Annotated in this window: 11 protein-coding genes; 4 read left to right on the top strand and 7 right to left on the bottom strand. The window is 68.3% G+C overall.

The features are described 5' to 3' along the window. Positions 1-4 precede the first annotated feature (4 nt). The 3 genes from H590_RS0103355 to H590_RS0103365 are packed head-to-tail and all read right to left on the bottom strand — an operon-like array spanning position 5 to position 2,816. A complete protein-coding gene (locus H590_RS0103355; protein WP_028702449.1) occupies positions 5-916 on the bottom strand; it encodes a diacylglycerol/lipid kinase family protein in 912 nt (303 codons plus the stop codon). A 10-nt stretch (positions 917-926) separates the two neighbouring features. Continuing rightward, on the bottom strand, positions 927-2,129 hold the full coding sequence (locus tag H590_RS0103360) for a glycoside hydrolase family 3 N-terminal domain-containing protein (protein WP_036980880.1): 1,203 nt from the start codon (positions 2,127-2,129) through the stop codon (positions 927-929). Between the two features lie 27 nt (positions 2,130-2,156). Next, positions 2,157-2,816 carry an IMPACT family protein gene (locus H590_RS0103365; RefSeq protein ID WP_051238126.1) on the bottom strand — a complete coding sequence of 220 codons (660 nt, stop codon included), beginning with the start codon at positions 2,814-2,816 and terminating at the stop codon, positions 2,157-2,159. Positions 2,817-2,910: 94 nt separating this feature from the next. Between H590_RS0103365 and H590_RS0103370 the strand changes: the two genes are divergently transcribed. Next, positions 2,911-6,315 carry a PPi-type phosphoenolpyruvate carboxykinase family protein gene (locus tag H590_RS0103370; protein WP_028702452.1) on the top strand — a complete coding sequence of 1,135 codons (3,405 nt, stop codon included), beginning with the start codon at positions 2,911-2,913 and terminating at the stop codon, positions 6,313-6,315. 7 nt (positions 6,316-6,322) lie between these two features. Here H590_RS0103370 and H590_RS0103375 read toward each other — a convergent pair whose 3' ends face one another. The 3 genes from H590_RS0103375 to H590_RS0103385 form a co-directional block, all read right to left on the bottom strand. Beyond that, positions 6,323-7,702: an MBL fold metallo-hydrolase RNA specificity domain-containing protein gene (locus H590_RS0103375; protein WP_028702453.1), complete on the bottom strand. Its 1,380-nt coding sequence runs from the start codon at positions 7,700-7,702 to the stop codon at positions 6,323-6,325. 31 nt (positions 7,703-7,733) lie between these two features. After that, positions 7,734-9,257, bottom strand: coding sequence for an Hsp70 family protein (locus H590_RS14645; RefSeq protein ID WP_051238127.1), 1,524 nt, complete (start codon positions 9,255-9,257; stop codon positions 7,734-7,736). A gap of 86 nt (positions 9,258-9,343) precedes the next feature. Next, on the bottom strand, positions 9,344-10,504 hold the full coding sequence (locus H590_RS0103385) for a PAC2 family protein (protein WP_028702454.1): 1,161 nt from the start codon (positions 10,502-10,504) through the stop codon (positions 9,344-9,346). A 118-nt stretch (positions 10,505-10,622) separates the two neighbouring features. On the opposite strand from H590_RS0103385, the gene arfB reads away from it, so the two are divergent. The 3 genes from arfB to H590_RS14655 all read left to right on the top strand — a co-directional run bounded on the left by arfB (position 10,623) and on the right by H590_RS14655 (position 15,907). Continuing rightward, positions 10,623-11,063, top strand: coding sequence for an alternative ribosome rescue aminoacyl-tRNA hydrolase ArfB (gene arfB, locus H590_RS0103390; RefSeq protein ID WP_051238128.1), 441 nt, complete (start codon positions 10,623-10,625; stop codon positions 11,061-11,063). A 192-nt stretch (positions 11,064-11,255) separates the two neighbouring features. After that, on the top strand, positions 11,256-13,856 hold the full coding sequence (locus H590_RS17135; RefSeq protein WP_051238129.1) for a glycosyltransferase family 2 protein: 2,601 nt from the start codon (positions 11,256-11,258) through the stop codon (positions 13,854-13,856). Then, positions 13,853-15,907, top strand: a complete 2,055-nt coding sequence (locus H590_RS14655) for a glycosyl hydrolase (RefSeq protein ID WP_084149242.1) — start codon at positions 13,853-13,855, stop codon at positions 15,905-15,907. Before H590_RS17135 ends, H590_RS14655 begins: the two co-directional genes overlap by 4 nt. 230 nt (positions 15,908-16,137) lie before the next feature. Here H590_RS14655 and H590_RS0103405 read toward each other — a convergent pair whose 3' ends face one another. Further along, positions 16,138-17,655 carry an amino acid permease gene (locus tag H590_RS0103405; RefSeq protein WP_028702456.1) on the bottom strand — a complete coding sequence of 506 codons (1,518 nt, stop codon included), beginning with the start codon at positions 17,653-17,655 and terminating at the stop codon, positions 16,138-16,140. Positions 17,656-17,812: the final 157 nt, after the last annotated feature.

Consider the following 17,812-nt stretch of genomic DNA (forward strand, 5'->3'; position numbering starts at 1 on the left):
GCTGTCAGGCGCGCACCAGCAGCGCCCCGACGTCGACCCGGACACGCATGGTGGTCGCCCTGGCGACCGGGTCCCCGTCGATCTCGGTGAGCACCGGACGGTCGGCCCTCACCAGACAGGTGCGACTCGGGTCGTGCCGGATGATCCGGTGGCCGCGCCGCCGGGCGGTGACCGCCCACAGGGTGGCGGCCGCCCAACCGACCAGCCCCGAGGGGGAGAAGGTCATCAGGTCCAGGTGGCCGTCGTCGATCTGCGCCTCGGGAACCAGCTCGATGCCGCCGGGCAGCAGTCCGCAGTTGCAGGCCAGCACCATCCGGCAGCGGCTGGTGAACGGCCGTTTTCCCTCGACGGTGGTCTCCACGCTGAAACCCCGTTGGGCCAGCACGGACAGCCCGGCCAGGATGTAGGCCGGCCAGCCGATCCGGTCCTTGGTCCGCGGCTCGGTGCCGGCCAGCGCCTCGGCGTCGAGCCCCATCCCGACGATGACGGTGAAGCACCGCTCCGGACCCTCGTCGAAGCGCACCCTGCCCAGGTCGACACGGCGCTCGGACCCGTCGAGCACGGCGGCCAGGGATGCGGTGAAGTCGTTGTGCGGCAGGCCGAGATTGCGCGCCAACAGGTTTCCGGTGCCCAACCCGAGAACACCCAGGGCGACATCGGTGCGAGCGAGCGCGGAGGCCACCTCGCGCACCGTTCCGTCGCCGCCGAGCACGCACACCAGATCGACCCCCGATGCCACGGCATCACGGGCCTTGCCGCAACCGTGGTCCTCGGCGGTGGTGGCCATCCACTCGGGATGGCGCCATCCTCGTGCGGCGCACAGCGCCTCGGCCGTGTGCTCGAGGGAGTCGATGTCGTCGACCTTGTGCGGGTTGTAGATGATGACCAGCCGTCCGGTGGAGGTGCTCGGGGCCATGTTCTCGACCCTATCCCGCCAGTCGGCCGATGAGGGCCTCGACCCGGGCGGCGGACCTGGCCACCCTGGCGGGACTCCGGTCGACGCGCAGTCCCTCGACCATCGCCGGCACCAGGGAGGGGTCAGCGCACAGCGCCAGATCCCCACCGGCGTCCAGGAAACGCCGTGCGCGCTCTGCGGCGGGCACCTGGGCGACCGCTCTGGCGGCACCCAGATCGTCGGAGACCACCACACCGGAGAAGCCGAGCCGGCCCCTCAGCAGGTCTGTCACGACGGCGGTCGAGAAGACGGCCGGCCGTGCCGGATCGATCCTCGAGTAGACCGCCGAGGAGACCATCACGGTCTGGCTGCCGGCGGCGATCCCGGCGCGGAAACTCTTCAGCCCCGGCGATGTCACCGATGTGGTGGTGTCGGTGGCCACCGCCAGATCGGTGTTGGCCCGCACCGCTCCCAGACCCGGGAAGTGCTTGACGCTGGTGGCCACCCCGCCCTGCCGGAACCCGGTGACCGCCGCGGTGACGAACCGGGCCACGGTGTCGGGGTTGGTGCCGTACCCCCGGTGCAGGGCCCCGATCGGTGCATTGGCGGAGCCCAGCCGAGGGTCGACGACGTCAGCCACCGGCGCCAGCACGAGATTGAGGCCGGCCCGTCGCATCTGCGATCCGGCGGTGCTGGCCAGACTGCGACAGACCGCCGGGTCCCCGGCGCCGAGGCGTTCGGCCGAGGGCATCGGGGTGAACGCGGGGGAGGTGAGGTTGTGGACCAGCCCGCCCTCCTGGTCCGCGGCGATGATCGCCCGCGGAAGGCCGGCGGCCCGTGCCGCGCGGTGAATGGCGGCGGTGGCCTCCCGGATCGCGCTGGTCGAGGTCCAGTGGCCCAGCATGAAGACCCCCGCCAGCCGGTGACGGGTGACCAGTGTGGCGACCCGTTCCAGATCGGATCCGGCGGGCAGCCCCACCATCAGGCAGTGCCCGGCCACGGGCTGGCGGGCGGAGGTGCGGGTGCTGGAGGCGGGGGCTGCCGATGGCGTGCCGGGATGGCGTGCCGTGGTGGTGGCCGGCGTCCGGGACGTCGATGAGGACAGTGAGGAGGACCGTGAGGTCGAGGCCGATCCGGTGACCGGATCGGCCCCGGACGGTGCCCGACCGGCGCATGCGGACAGGGTGGGTGCCAGTGCCCCGCAGACCAGCAGCGCTCGTCGAGAGATGGACATGGCCCCAAACCTAGTCACCGGAGCCGCTCACAGGTCCAGCCAGGATGATCCAGCGGGGCTCAACCGGACCGGGCGCCCCAGCAGGCCTGACATCGTCGCCCCCAGATCAGCTGCTCCCCGGCGAGGATCCGCTGCCTCCTCGGCGGTGCGGCCGACGGTGAGATCGACCCCCGTGGCGTGATAACTCAGGTCGAGTACCGGAATCCCGGCCGCGCGCAGCACGGCCTCCTCGCGGCCGGCATCGGCCATGGCAAGGGTGGTGGTGAACCTTTGCTGACGGACCCTGCGGGTCAGTGCGGCCTCGTCCAGGGCCCGGCCGACCGCCTCGGAGTAGGTGCGCAGCAGTCCCGAGGCGCCCAGCTTGATCCCCCCGAACCAGCGGGTGGTGACGGCGACGACGTCTGACAGCCGGCCGTCGCGGTACTGCATCAGTGCCTGGAGGGTGGGGATGCCGGCGGTGCCGGCTGGTTCCCCGTCGTCGCTGGACCGTTGCACATCGCGGCCCGGCCCGATCAGGAAGGCGCTGACGTGGTGGCGGGCGTCATGGTGGGCCCGGCGCTGCTCGGCGATGACCCGACGGGCCCGGTCCTCGTCGTCGACCCGCACCAGCCTGGTGAGGAAGACCGACCTGCGCACCTCGATCTGGTGGCAGAGGTCGGTCCCGGCGGCCAGAACGGTGTACCCCACCCGGACAACACTGCCACACGGGTGCGCAGTGCTGTTCTCCGGTGGATTTCGAATGGGTGTTCCGTTCGGCGGCGAGCTGTTACAGAATGGGGCCATGGCTGAAGCAAGGATGCTCAATGCTGCAAATCTGAGACTTGCGATCAACGGTCTGCCGCTTCCCAGCGGCGGCGCGTCGACCGACATCGAGGCCGTCGCGCCGGTACTGGCGCGACAGCGCGAGCTGCGACGAGAACTGCCCGACGCGCTGTGCCCGGCCGACCGTCGGATCCAGGGCTTCATCAACCGCTACCTGGCGACCGCGGGGGTCGACGACGTCTCCCCCCGGCTGCCCGAGACCACCCTGGTGCTCGACGAGGCCGGGCTGGCACGCACCTTCTCGCTGCCCGTCGACGCCGACGAGTTCTCCTCCGGGCTGCTGTCGAGCTACCGGGTGGCCAACGGCGTGCTGCACAACCCGCGCCATGACCGGCGCACCACAGCTGGGGTGTTCCACATCGCCGAGGGGGGACTGGCCGTCCCCGACGACAAGAAGGCGGTCCCCGCCAGAGTCTTCGCCCTGATGCTGGAGCGCGCCTTCCAGGCCCCTGATGCCGACACCCTGCTGCCCTACAGCGCCACTCAGGACCCGGAGCACCAGGCGCACACCTATGTCTCCCTGCTGATGCGACCCATCGTCGTGCCACAGGTGCCCGGCCTGGTCTCCGAGCGTCGGATGGAGACCAGGTTCTTCACCCCCGGCGGCCTGGTCTCGAACCTCGACTTCGTGGAGGGAATCTTCGGAAACGCCGGGGACCCGCTGCTGCCCGCCAACGACGCCGCCCTCGCCCCGACCTCCTGGACCGGCCACACCGGATGCGTGATCCTCGCCCCGCACCTGAGCCTGCTCACCAAGAAGGAGCTCGGGCTGCCGCACGTCGACCAGGCCACCGAGCGCCAGCGTCGCGACGGGATGTGCTGGTCGAGCGAGGAGGAGTGCTACAACGAGGGCAAGGCCTTCAAGCTGTGTGCCCGCGACGAGTCCGGGGTGATCGTGACGATCATCGCCGACAACTACTACGGCTACTGCAAGAAGGAGGTCAAGACCCAGATCGGCTACTCCGCCAACCTCTTCGGGATCAGCGAGGAGGAGCACTCCGGAGGAGCCCGGGCCTACACCGCCTACAACGAGGGCGCGGAGTACACCACCGAGTCCCAGCCCGGTGATCCCAGCGTCGAGGAGGTGGTGGCCGCCAATCCGAACCGGTTCACCCGCCACCCCGAGGGATACGCCAGCGACAATGAGCTGGATGCCGTGGTCATCGTGCCCGGGCAGGCCCGGTTCTCCCTTCTCAAGGGGACCGTCGCGTGGACCGACGGGGAGGGCGTCGAGCAGGAGCTGCGGTTGCGGGTGGGCCACGAGTACCTGTCCACCACCGGGACCCGGATCCGGATCGAGCACTCGGAGATCGACAACCAGTGGGCGCTGATCCTGGTCGACGGTGCCTCCACCACCCTGCACAAGCAGTGCACCGTCTCCGGCGGCGGCAAGTCGGAGATCTCCAAGGCGATCTCCGACGCCTTCATCCCGGGCAGCGCCTACACCCCCGACTTCGACGCCGACATGGCCGCGGTCGACCAGATCCTGCACCGCGACTACTCGATGAGATTCGCCGACCCCGCCCTGGCCGGGACCGACCACCGTCTCATCCTGTCCCGCGAGAGGTCGGTGGGCTCGGTCATCAAGCTGCTCACCGTCTCCCGTGACTTCACCGACGACTACAACGCCTGGGTGTCCTCGATACCGCAGTTCCGCAAGGAGCTGGTGTTCACCATCAAGCGCTACTACAAGCCGGAGTGGGGGGCGAACTGGGCGTCCCACTTCTCGGTCTCACCGACCAATGGGAGACACGGCACGATGGTGCGCCTGGACGGCGAGAAGATTCGCGTCGACATGCTGAGGGTCGGTTTCGACGAGAGCGGGGCATGGCGGCTGTTCACCCTGCGACACGACTACGCACCCGACGTCAAGGTGCAGACCGAGGACGACATGACGGCCTCGGCCGTGGTGCCGGCGGGGCTGACGGTGGGCCCCGAAGACCTGTCGAGCAAGGTGGTCGCCAACTGCGAGGCCCTGCTCTTCCAGCGCCCCGACGATGCGATCCACCGCGGCTACGACCGCCAGACCGAGCGGGACATGTCCGGCACCGGACTGTTCATCTCGAACTACCAGCCGCTGACCCGCGAGGACGTCCGCGAGATGCGCGACGATGTGGTGGCCTTCAGCCAGTTCTCCACGCCGATGCGCCGGTTCCTCTCGGAGTTCGCCGACTCCGATCCCGCTGCCGGCCCCAAGTACGTGGTCTCCAGTGCCAACCCCCGGCTGATCGACGGGGTGGCCTCGAAGAACCCGCGCTACCTGCAGGTCCGCCCCGACATCTCGCACCCCCGCCAGACCCGGATCGCCGATCTCGCCTCCCACCTGTACCACCGCCGGCCGGTCGACGAAACCCTTCTCCTGCCGGTCGACGTGGTGGCCGCGGGACGGCGCAACAACCCGCCCGAGGAGCGCGTCCCGGCGCTGTGCTCCTACAACCCGCTGCACTACATGGAACTGCCCGAGCTGTTCATGGAGTTCATCTCCTCGATGACGGGCAAGAGCCCCTCCACCACCGGGGCGGGATCCGAGGGAGCCCTCACCAAGGGGCCCTTCAACGCGATGCCGGCGGTCTTCGACCTCAATGCGTCATTCCTGTCCTTCGTGCTGTCGGGATACGACGGCTGGCTCTCCTCGGCCGGCTGCATCGGCCCGAAGGTTCAGGTGGCCCACGACATCTCTCTGCTCATTCCCGAGCTGTTCTCCCGGATGTCGCCCACCGAGAGGGACGCCCGGACGCTCATCGCCGGCGGCTACCTGGAGAAGCTGGAGGACTACCAGTACCAGGGGGAGACGATCCTCGCCTCGCGGCTGGGCTACCGGATGACCGAGAAGTTCATGACGATGTACTTCGGCCGGATCTTCCTGCATCCCGACACGATCTTCACCCCCGAGATGCTGCGTCCCGAACTCCAGGACGAGCATGTCTTCGCAGACTCGGTGCGCACCATCGCCGCCACCCATGCCAGGGTGGCCAGGGCGTACTTCGACGACCAGACGGTGGCGATGGCGGTGCCGCCGATCCGTGCCCTGCTGGAGATCATGGCCGAGGGCAGGTCCTCGAAGGGGCTGACCCTGGGATCGGCAGAGCTGCGCCAGATGTTCACCCGCGAGTCCGTGCTGGCCTCCGACTGGTACGCCGCCCGGCTGGATGCCAAGCAGGCCGAGGACATCAGACGGTCCGAGGCCGCGCTGGCTCATCTCCAGGAGTTCATCGACGATCCGCGCAACGGGACCGCCGCCGCCGAGATCGGCGCCGCCGACCGGGTGGCGGAGGTGAGGGCCTCCCACCAGAAGGTGACCTCTCCCCAGTACCGTCAGCTGCTGGTCGGCACCCTGGGACGGCAGGTCGACTTCCGGTTCTGACCGGGAGTCAGTCCACCCTGACCACCTCGTCGGCACGGGGCACCACCGCGGTCCACCCGAGTTCCTGGTGGATCCGGTCCTGCAGCGCCAGGGCGGACTCCTTCTCGCCGTGGACCAGATAGATCGTCTCAGGTTCGCGACCCAGGTCGCGCAGCCAGCCGATCAGGTCGTCGGCGTCGGCGTGCACCGAGAACTCGTCGTCGCTGACCACCCGGGCTCCGACCTTGACGTAGCGGCCGAACAGTTTGATCCGGCGGGCCCCCTCGGACAGGTCGCTGCCGCGGGTCCCGACCGCCTGGTAGCCGGTGAGGACCACCGCGTTGCGCGGGTCGGGGAGCAGCCGAGCCAGGTGGTGCAGGACCCGGCCGCCCTCGCACATCCCCGAGCTGGAGACGATGATCATCGGTTCGCGACGACCGCTGAGGGTCTTGGACTCGGCGGCGCTGCGCGTCTCCCGCAGATCGGGGATCTGGTCGAGCCACTCCATCCCGGCGCCGGGGAGCAGTTCGCCGGGCTCGGCCCGGTAGACGTCCAGGACCCGCAGCGCCATCGGCGAGTCGACCACCACCGGGACCTGCGGAATGCGCCCGTCGGCCATCATGTCGGCCAGCACGTGGAGCACTCCCTCGGTGCGGTCCACCGCAAAGGCGGGAATGACGACCTGGCCGCCGGCAGCCACCGCGCGCCGCACCGCCTCGGCCATCTCCTCGTGACCGGGGCCGGCCGGCTCGGGGTGGAGTCGGCCGCCGTAGGTGGACTCCATCACCACGGTGCGCGCCGGTGGGGGAGTCTGACGCGGTCGCAGGATCGGATGGGTGGGCCGACCCAGGTCCCCGGAGAACAACACGGAGGAGTCGTCGGTGGCCACATTGATGCTGGCCGATCCGAGGATGTGGCCGGCCCGCGTCCAGCGGGCCACCGCGTCGCGTCCGACCTGGACGTCCTGGCCCAGCGGGACTGGTCTGAACAGCGGCAGGGTGCGTTCGACATCGGAGGAGTCGTAGAGCGGGGTCGGACTGGTGTGGCGGGAGTACCGGCCCCTGATGGCGTCGGTGGTGGCCAGCTCCTGGAGGTAGGCGGAGTCGCGGAGCACGATCTCGGCCAGTTCCAGGGTGGGGCGGGTGGCGCGGATCGGCCCGCGGAACCCGAGCTTGACCAGGGCGGGCAGATACCCGGTGTGATCGGCGTGGGCGTGGGTCACCAGCACCTCGCCGATCCGTGCCGGGTCCATCATGAAGGGCGCCCGGTTGCGCAGTCGCAGGGTCTTCAGGCCCTGGAACATGCCGGCGTCGACCAGCAGGTGCTGGCCGGCGCTGCTGAGAAGGAATTTTGACCCGGTGACTGTTCCCGCGGCACCGAGGAAGGTCAATGTCACTGGTGTACTCATGACACCACTGTGCCCGCCCTCGGCGGCGCTGTCAGCCGGCTGGCGGAACCGGGACCCGCCGGGCGCTGGGCGGCAGGATGACCGGGCGGTCGCGTCCCATCGTGGTGGAGACGCTCCAGCCGGTGTCCAGGTCGGTGATCGCCGCCCCGACCATCCCGGAGGAATCGATGGTGTAGGTCTCCTCCACCCAGTGACCCTGGTCCACCGGGTGGACCTGCGCCTTGTCGATCGGGGCCCCGGATCTCTGCAGACCCTCGTCCAACGGCACGACGATCTCGGCGAAGGGACTCAGGTCCCCGCGGGGGGTGCCGTCGGCGTCGGTCCGGGAGAACTCGACGAACCGGTAGACCCCGATGTTGTGACGGGACTGGTAGCGGCGGGTGATGGTGGTGGGGGAGTCGAGCCGCAGGTTCTGGTCGGCCAGCACGTCGAAGGCCAGTTCCTGGCCCCAGTTCGTCTCCCGGAAGACGCCGAATCCGCGCGACAGCCGGTCGCGGATGCTGTGCGGGGAGGTCGGATCGGCGGCGATCGCCAGCCCGATGGCGGTGGAGGCGGTGGGATTGGGGGAGCGGTGGACCCGTCGGCCGAACAGCTCGCGGACCAGCCGGGGCACCAGAGGAAGCGAGGTGGACCCGCCAACCATGTCGATCCCGGCGACGTCGGACTTGGCGGGATCGGACTGCAGGAGCTTGCTGAGCGGTTCCATCACCGACAGGCTGCGGTCCACCAGTGGATGGCAGGCCTGTTCGAACTCGGCGACCGGAATCCGGACCGTCTCGTCGGGAAGGTCGACCAGGGCATTGCGCGACTGAGAGCGGATCCCCTCCTTCGCGAGTCGGCAGGCCTCCAGCAGGCTGTCTCGAGGGGGCACCTCGGCGGTGATCCGAGGGGTCACCAGATCGGCCAGGACACGATCGAAATCGTCGCCTCCCAGGTCGTTGAGGCCCACGGAGTCGATCACCTCGCCGCTGGTGCCCGACATGTCGACCAGGGAGGCGTCGAAGGTGCCCCCGCCCAGGTCGTAGATGATCACCCGGGTCCGCCGGGAGTTGAGGGTCCGCGACTGGCGCAGCGAGTACTCGAGTCCGGCGGCGGAGGGTTCGTTGACCATGCCCAGCACGGTGAACCCGGCCGCCTTGAACGCCTCGATGGTGACGAACCGCTGACCGGTGTGGGCATGGGCCGGGACCCCGACCACCACCCGCAGCTCCCCGTCCGCCCCGTTGAGGTGGATCTGATCGATGACATGGCGCAGGTAGGAGGTGAGCAGCTCGCCGATCGGCACGGCGGTGTCGCCGATGTGCACCGGGGTGGCGAAGGTCACCGCCGGGTTGGCCAGAGCGCGCTTGACCGATCGGATGCCGGGGCGGCCCGCAACCATGGCGGCGGCCGCAGCGAAACCGTGCACCATCTGACCGTCCACCAAGGCCGTGAGGCTGGGGATGTGGTCGTGGGAGTCCCCGTCCTCGTCCTGAAAGGACATCACGGGGTAGTTGCCACGGTCCACGGACGCGACCACTGTGTGGGTGGTCCCAAGGTCAATGCCGAGATCCATGGGGCCGAGCCTAGTCCGCCGCGTCCGGTCCGGCCGGCAGGTTCAGGACGTGTCGGCCGGACCGCGGCGGTGCGGATCCGAGGGGCTCAGCTGTGCCAGGAGTCGTCGCCGTGGCGGGGACGGTAGGGGCCCTCGTCGTCGGGGCCCTCGTCCTGGCCGGACGCCTCGGCCGAGGGGCCGGCGCCGGTGGAGGGCTCGTCGTCGTGACGGTCCTCGGGTGTCCCTACCTCGCCCCGCTGGGCGGTGCCCCCGGTGGTCCCGGCGGTGCCGACGTCCCCTGTGCTCTCGGCGTCCCCTGTGCTCTCGGCGTCCCCTGTGCTCTCGGCGTCCTCTGTCTCGGAAGGGCTGTCGGAGTCGGTGTCCATCGCGCGCAGGAAGGCCTCCGCCTCAGCACCGATGTCGTCGGCACTGGGCAGCACGACGTGCTTCGACTCGATCTCGCGCTGCCCGTTCTGGCTGTCGTACTGCTCCTCCAGGTTGTGGACCATCGCCGAGAGCTCCTCGGAGTTGTCCACCTGGTTGGAGATCTGGGCGCGAACCACTCCGGCCGCCATCGCCAGGGCGTGGCTGGGCAGGGCGAGGCCGGTGGTCTTGCGGATCGCGTCGAGCAGACCGCGTGCCGCATCGGGATAGTCGAGATCCGACAGGTAGTGCGGCACGTGGGCCGCCAGCCCCAGCACGTCGTGGTCGTGCTCGGCCAGCCGCTGGGACAGCATCGCGGGGAAGGAGGCCGGCATCTGGATCTTCCCGAAGGGGGACTCCTCCCCGAGGATGAGCTCGGGCCGGCTCGCCCACCTGGTCACCTGGACCGGACGGGTGTGCGGGGCGGCCATCGGGATCGACTGGGTGACGATGCTCAGCCGCACGTCTGTCTGCCTGATGATCCGCTCGATGGCTCTGGCCATCCCCTCCCAGCGCAGTGCCGGTTCCGGACCGTCCAGCAGTAGGAAGTGCTGTTCCAGCTCATCGGTCACCTCGTGCAGGGTGATCGTCGGGGTCTCGTACCCCTCGAAGTGGTTCTCATCGAAGATGATGGGCGGCCGGGAGTCGCGATGGTCGAGGATCTCGTCGAGGGAGAACTGCCCCAGGGGTCGATGAGCCAGCTCCGACAGCAGGCTCTGGCGCAGCAGGTGCTGGGCGTGACCGGCGTCGATGAACGCCCCCAGGGTCATGATGAGAGTCGACACATCCAGTGCGCTGGGATCGACGTCGGGGCTCCAGCTGAACAGCTCGTCCTCGTCGCTCATGATGCCTCCTCAGTGTGCAGCACGCGTTCGGGCCACAGGTTCCGAAACAGCAGGTCCACGAGTGATATTCCACCAGACGGATCTGTGACGGAACCATGAACCCCGTACATTGGCGGGTATGGACGGGCTGTGGGTCACGGTGGCGCAGGACCCCCGAGGGGGGTTCGGCGTGGGGGAGTCCCATCTCTCCGAGCGGTTCTCGCACAGCTCGGGTCCCGGTGGCCAGGGAGTCAACACCTCATCGTCGCGAGTGGAGCTGAGCCTGGATGTTGCCGGCTGCCCCGACATTCCCGAGGCGTTGCGGCAGAGGATTCTCACCGGTCTGTCGAAGCGGTTGGTGGCCGGCGTCCTCACCGTGGCGGCCTCCCAGTACCGCGAGCAGCTGGCCAACCGACGGGCCGCCCGGCAGCGCATGGCGGAGATGCTGAGTGCGGCCGCCCGCCCGGTGCGGTCCCGAAGACGCTCGAGGCCCACCCGCGGATCCAGGCGACGTCGACTGGAGGACAAGAGACGTCGGTCGCGCACCAAGGCCGACCGGAGACCGCCCACCGACTGGTGAGGGGGCGGTCGCCACCACCGGACGGGTCCGGTGTTAACATCCTGGAAGCCAACCGTAACTGGTACGTAACGGCTCGCGCTTAACGTTGTCAACATCGAGCGACGACGCGGATTGGCGGCGTCTCGCGGCGCGACCGTCCCCGCCAAGTCCTCAGCAACTCCAGTCTGACCCAGAGCCGATGAGGGGAATGCGATGAAAACCGAGTTCGACATGAGGTTGGGGGAGGACACAGCGGACGCTCTCGCGTCGGACCGCGAGAGAAATCACGACATGTACTCCCCGGTGATGCAGCTGGTGACGCTGGTCGCGACGGGCGGGATCCTGGCCTATGCGGGATTTCTGCTGAATCCCTCCAACAGGGGAGACGTGCTGCCGTACTCCATCGTGATCATCGCCGAGACGGTCCTCATCTTCCACGCGCTGATGGCGATGTGGATCATCATCTCAGGCATGCGCGGGGCGCGCCCCTTCTCCTATCATTTCGCCCGCCAGCACATGTTCGACCCCGTCATCATCGAGACGACCTGCGCCGAGCCCGAGGATCCCTCCCAGTGGCCGATCATGTTCTCCGGCAGGCAGGCCGACGTCGACATCCTCATCACCGTCTACGGGGAGCCCGTTCCGGTGATCGAGCGCACGGTGCAGGCCGCCCTGGAGGTGCGCGGTCTCCACTCCACCTACATTCTCGATGACGGCGACTCCGACGAGGTGCGCGACCTCGCCAGCAGACGGGGGTGCCACTACATCCGTCGGCTCACCCACACCGGTGCGAAGGCCGGAAACGTCAACAACGCGCTGACGGTGGCCAAGAGCGAGTTCTTCATCATCCTCGACGCCGACTTCGTCCCCCGGCCGAACCTCATCGAGGAGACCCTGCCGTTCATGGTCGACGACCGGGTGGCCTTCGTCCAGACCCCTCAGACCTACGGGAACATGCACAACATCCTGTCGCGTGGGGCCGGATACATGCAGACGATGTTCTACCGCTACATCCAGACCGGCCGCAATCAGTTCAACGCGGCATTCTGCGTCGGTACCAATGTCATGTTCAGGCGATCCGCCGTCCTGGAGATCGGGGGCATGTACACCGGGTCGAAGTCCGAGGACGTCTGGACCTCGCTGATGCTCCACGAGAGCGGGTGGCGATCGGTGTACACGCCCATCACCGTCGCGATCGGGGATGCCCCCGAGACCATCGAGGCCTACAGCAAGCAGCAGCTCCGCTGGGCCACCGGGGGCTTCGAGATTCTGTTCACCCACAACCTGTTCAGTCCCCGCCACCGGCTCACCTCCAGCCAGCGGCTGATGTACTTCGTCACAGCGACCTTCTACCTGCTCGGTATCACCCCCGGTCTGTTGATGACGGTGCCCCTGCTGGAGATCTTCTTCGACCTGCACCCGATGAATCTCTCCGTCACCTGGTGGCAGTGGCTGCTCTTCTACGGCGGGTTCTACATCATGCAGATCGTGCTCGCCTCGGTGGTGCTGGGTCGATTCCGGTGGGAGGTGATGGTGCTGTCGGTGTGCTCCTTCCCGATCTACGCCAAGGCCCTCTTCAACGCCCTGGTGGGTATCGATCAGGCCTGGTCGGTGACCGGCGCGACGCGGAGGAGGCGGGGCGCAGCATTCAACTACATGATTCCCCAGGTACTGATCTTCGTCGCGGTGGTCCTCGCCCTGGCGACCTCGATCTGGCGGGATGTCCGGCTGGGCTTCCTCAACATCGCCACCGTCTGGCTGACCGTCAACTGCATCGCCCTGATCGCCTTCCTGTGGATCGGCGTCCAGGAGTCGATCCGGGCCGGGCGATCGGTGGCGCCGGCCGCCGCCGATCGCCCGCGTCGATCAACCGGCGCCGCGTCGCGGCGTCACCCTCGTCCCGGTCCTCGACCGCTCGCAGATCGAGGACGCCCGCGACTCCATCGGAACCGTCGCCAGTACCGGAGACCCGTCGTCCATCGAGTGGCCGGACACCCCGGCTGTCGCGCAACCCATGGCCCGCGGGAAACGGGCACCCAGGTCCTCACGCCTGCCGAGAAGAGGAGAGACCCCATGACCGCCATCAACCGAGTCAAACTCATCATCGGTCTCATCGTGGTGATCGCCATCAGCTGCTCCCTCATCCTGCTGTTCAATCAGCGGCAGTCGCAGGTCGACAGTCGTCAGGCGGAGGTACAGGCCCCGGTCGCCACAGTCGGAGTGGCCTACAGCGGCGTCGTCACCTCGCTGAAGGTCAGCAACGGCAAGCGGGTGAACAAGGGAGAGGTCCTCCTGGTGACCGCCAGCCAGGATCTCCAGCAGGCCGTCGCCCTGGGCGCCCGTCCCACCAGCAATATCGCCTTCGATGTCGACATCAAGGCCTCCACCATCACCTACAAGGCGGCCATCGACGGATACATCTCCGGACTGACCGCCCACGTCGGCAGCTACCTGGCGGCCGGTGGCCAGATCGCATCTGTGGTCGGAGACGGTGACCGCAGCGTCGTCGGGGTCTTCGAGCTCGACCCCACCCAGTACCAGCGCGTCGAGGTCGGCGCGCCGGTCAAGGTGATGCTGCCCGACAACACCATGCTGGTGGGCACCACCACCGACATCGAGGTGACCACCAGCGCCGGGTCGCGCACCAGCACCAAGATCTCGATCTCGTGCCCCGATCTGGTCAACCCCAAGTACCAGGCGATGGCCCGGCTCGGCAGCCCGGTGACCGCGATCGTGAGTCTTCGCGATGACGGCATCCTGGCCGGTCCGACCGACGCCCTGATGACCTTCCTCACCAAGATCGGACTGCGATGACGAGATCATCACGACATCTGATGCGCGTCGCCACACCGGCTCTGGCATTCGCAATGGCCCTGTCCGCCTGCAGCGGCTCCACCCCCTCACCGTCTCCCTCCTCCAGCGGTTCGGGAGCCTCGGCCAGCTCGGCCAACGGCGTCACCGCCCTGAGCGCGGCCAAGATCAAGCCGCTGGTGAGCAGCATCGGCAGCCAGGCGGGGGCAGATCTGAAGCCCGCCCGGCTGGCGAGCGGGCTCACACCGCCGACCAACAAGTGGTTCTCCGGCCTGGTCTTCGGCGGCACCGCCCAACCGGTCTTCCCGCTGCCGATGTCCTTCGGGCTGTCCGGGGCGGGATTCTCCTTCGGACTGCCGGTGATCACCAGCTCGGACAAGACGATCATGGGCGGCTACCGCCCGTCGATCCAGGTCGGTGCCGGCGCCGACTCCTGGCAGGTGACCCGCTATGACGAGATGTCGGTGACGTTCACCGGCCGGAAGGGCGGATCGCCGATCGGCACGGTGACGATCGCCCAGGGATCCCCCTTCATCACCTTCACGGCGGCCGGGCAGCGCCAGATCACCACGAACCTGCCCTTCGCCGGGTCGGGCTCACCGTGGGCGGTCCAGGCCGGTGAGGACCGATACGGCCTGACCGGTTCGGAGGGGGTCTCGGTGTCGGGAGGCACCGTGACGGTGCCCGACCGCGGTCACGCCACCTTCTACGTCATGCCGGAGGGCGGGGACGCCGCCACCATGGCAGCCCTCGCCGCCAGCCCGCTGAAGGCCACCGCGTCGTCGTACACGCTGTCGGGCAGCACCGCGACCACTCGTCTGTCCTACACCACCCAGAACGGCTCACCGACCGGGATCGTGGCCCTGCCGCACCAGCAGGCGGGCCTGGTCGCCGGTCAGAGCTGTGACCTGGGCCGCTACCGCAGCATCCTGGGAACCCTGAAGCTGTGCCGGGGGACCGCGATGAGTTGGACGACCCCGACCCGACCGGCGACCGCCCAGTTGGACCTGTCCGGGCTGGACGACACCCGTCGTGCGACCCTGCGCAAGCAGGTCGATGCCGACGTCCAGGCCTTCAAGCCCTACCCGGCCGACACCTACTTCGGCGGCAAGGCGCTCTACCGGGATGCCCAGCTCTACACGATCGCCAAGCAGATCGGCGCGACCTCCTCGGCGACCGCCCTGCGCACCCGGATCGTCGCCCAGTTGAACCAGTGGGCGAACCCCGCTGGATGCGGTGGCAGGACGAGCCTGTGCTTCTACTACGACCGCACGAACAAGGGCATTGTCGGGCTCACCCACTCCTTCGGCTCCGAGCAGTTCAACGACCACCACTTCCACTACGGATACCTCCTGTACGCGGCCGGGGTGATGGCCGCCGACGACCCGTCCCTGGTGGAGAAGCTGCGTCCGGTGATGACCCTGCTCGCCGCCGACATCGCCTCTCCCTCCGACACCGGCGCCTTCCCACAGCGTCGGAACTTCGATCCCTACGTGTCGCACTCCTGGGCGTCGGGGACCTCTCCCTTCGCCGACGGGAACAACCAGGAGTCGGCCAGCGAGGCCGTCAACGCCTGGGTGGGGCTGGGTGTCTGGGCGCGCGCGGCGGGGGACAGCCAGCTGGCGGGGGAGGCGACCTGGATGCAGGCCCTGGAGAGCGCCTCCTCGCTGGCCTACTGGACGAACTTCGACACCAAGGATCCGGTCTACAAGGGGTTCAACCACAGCATCACCCCGCTGGTCTGGGGTGGCAAGCGCGACTACGCGACCTGGTTCTCACCCGAGCCGGCCGCGGCCCTGGCCATCCTGCTCATCCCGATGAACCCCTCCTCGGGCTATCTGGGGTCCGATCCGGCACGGGTCCGGGTCAACCTCGCCGAGGCTCTCGGCTCGCGCGGGTACCGCCAGACCTACGGGGACCTGCTGCTGCTCTACTCGGCACTGCAGGGCAGTGCCCAGCGCGACGCCGCGATCAGGCAGGCGGCGTCCCTCACCTCGATCGACGACTCGCTGACCCGCAGCTACATCCTCGCCTACCTCTACAGTCTGAAGTGATCCCTGCTCCCTTCCTGGAATCCGCCCCGGGGCTGGATGCCGCGCCGTCCTGAGCGCCTCGAAGGTGGTGGGGCCGCCCCTCCGAGGCGGTGTCGGGCGAGTTCGGCAGGGGAGTGGGATGGGCAGGGGAGCTGGATCCGACAGAGTGCGACCCGGGCGAACCGGCCCGAGCATGGTTGTGGCCCCGTCCGACGGACGGGGCCACAACCATGCTCGGGACGGGCAGTCGATCAGTCCTTCGTGCTGTCCTCGACGACCCCGGCCATCTGCGTGTCGATGTCCTGGGTCAGCTCCTCCCCGCCGTTGAGCCGGGAGTGCTTCTTCGAGTACACGAAGTAGATGACCAGTCCGAGGGCCATCCAGATGAGGAACCGCATCCAGGTCTCCACCGAGAGATTGAGCATCAGGTAGAAGCAGATCAGCGCCGAGAGGATCGGGATCAACGGAACCAGCGGCACCCGGAAGGCGCGCGGCAGGTCGGGACGCTTCCTGCGCAGCACGATGATGCCGATGGAGACCATCACGAAGGCCAGCAGAGTGCCGATGTTGACCATCTCGTCGAGGATGCCCGGGGGCACCAGGGCCGCGGCCAGGCCGTCGGCCACCATCACGACGATGGTGATGACGTAGGGGACCCGGGTCCTGTGGGAGATCTTGGACAGCGCCGGGGGCAGCAGGTGGTCGCGCGACATCGCGAAGATGACGCGGGTGGCGCCGACCATCATGGTGAGCACGACCGTGGTGAGGCCGGCCACCGCACCGGCGGAGATGATGACGGCCATCCACGGCTTTCCGACCATCGTGAAGGCCTTGGCCAGGGAGGCGCTGGGATCCAGCTGGGTGTAGGGTACCATTCCGATGAGCACCAGGGAGATGGCGATGTAGAGAATGGTGCAGATCACCAGGGACCCGAGGATGCCCAACGGGATGTCGCGCTTGGGGTTCTTGGCCTCCTCGGCGGTGGTGGCCACCACGTCGAAGCCGATGTAGGCGAAGAACACCAGGGCGGCTCCGGCGACGATTCCCGAGGCGCCGAAGGCGGTGGGCTGGGAACCGGTGAACCACTGCAGCAGCGGCTGGGTGAGTCCGGCGGCCGAGCTCTCGGTCGGCGCCTTGGCCGGGATGAAGGGGTGGAAGTTCGCTGCCCGGACGTAGCCGATGCCGGCGAAGATCACGAACAGCACGACGAACAGCTTGAGGGCCACCAGAGCGGTGTTGACGCGCATCGACTCCTTGATGCCGCCGAGCAGCAGCAGTCCCAGAACGACGATGATGCCCATCGCCAACAGGTCGACGCGGCCTCCGGAGACGATCTCGGGTGGCAGGTGGATGCCCAGCTCTCCGAGCAGCACGGTGCAGTACGCGCTCCAACCCTGGGCCACCACGGAGGAGGCCAGGAAGAGTTCCAGGAAGAGGTCCCAGCCGATGATCCAGGCGAAGATCTCGCCCATCGAGGCGTAGGAGAAGGTGTAGGCCGATCCGGCCACCGGGACGGTGGAGGCGAACTCGGCGTAACACATGGCAGCCAACCCGCAGGCCACCGCGGCCACCAGGAAGCTGATGATGATCGACGGGCCCGTCATCGAGTGGGCGACACGGCCGGTCATGGTGAAGATTCCGGCGCCGATGACGACGCCGATTCCGAAGGTCGTCAGTTCGACCCAGGTCAGATTCTTGTTGAGCTTGTGCTCTGGATCCTCGGTGTCGCGGATCGACTGTTCCACCGATTTCACTCGCAGGATACTCACGGGACTTCCTTCTCCGGTTCCACTGTTCGAGTCTGCGGCCCGACTGGCGGGTAACCGTCCCTTGTCGCGGGACGGCTCCCAGACCGGCACCGTTGCGTGTCACCACGCAGCGCGGACCACGCATGATGGGTCGAGAACCTACGCCCGCCACGTTACG

It is taken from the genome of Acidipropionibacterium jensenii DSM 20535, from assembly GCF_000425285.1.
Lineage (GTDB): Bacteria > Actinomycetota > Actinomycetes > Propionibacteriales > Propionibacteriaceae > Acidipropionibacterium > Acidipropionibacterium jensenii.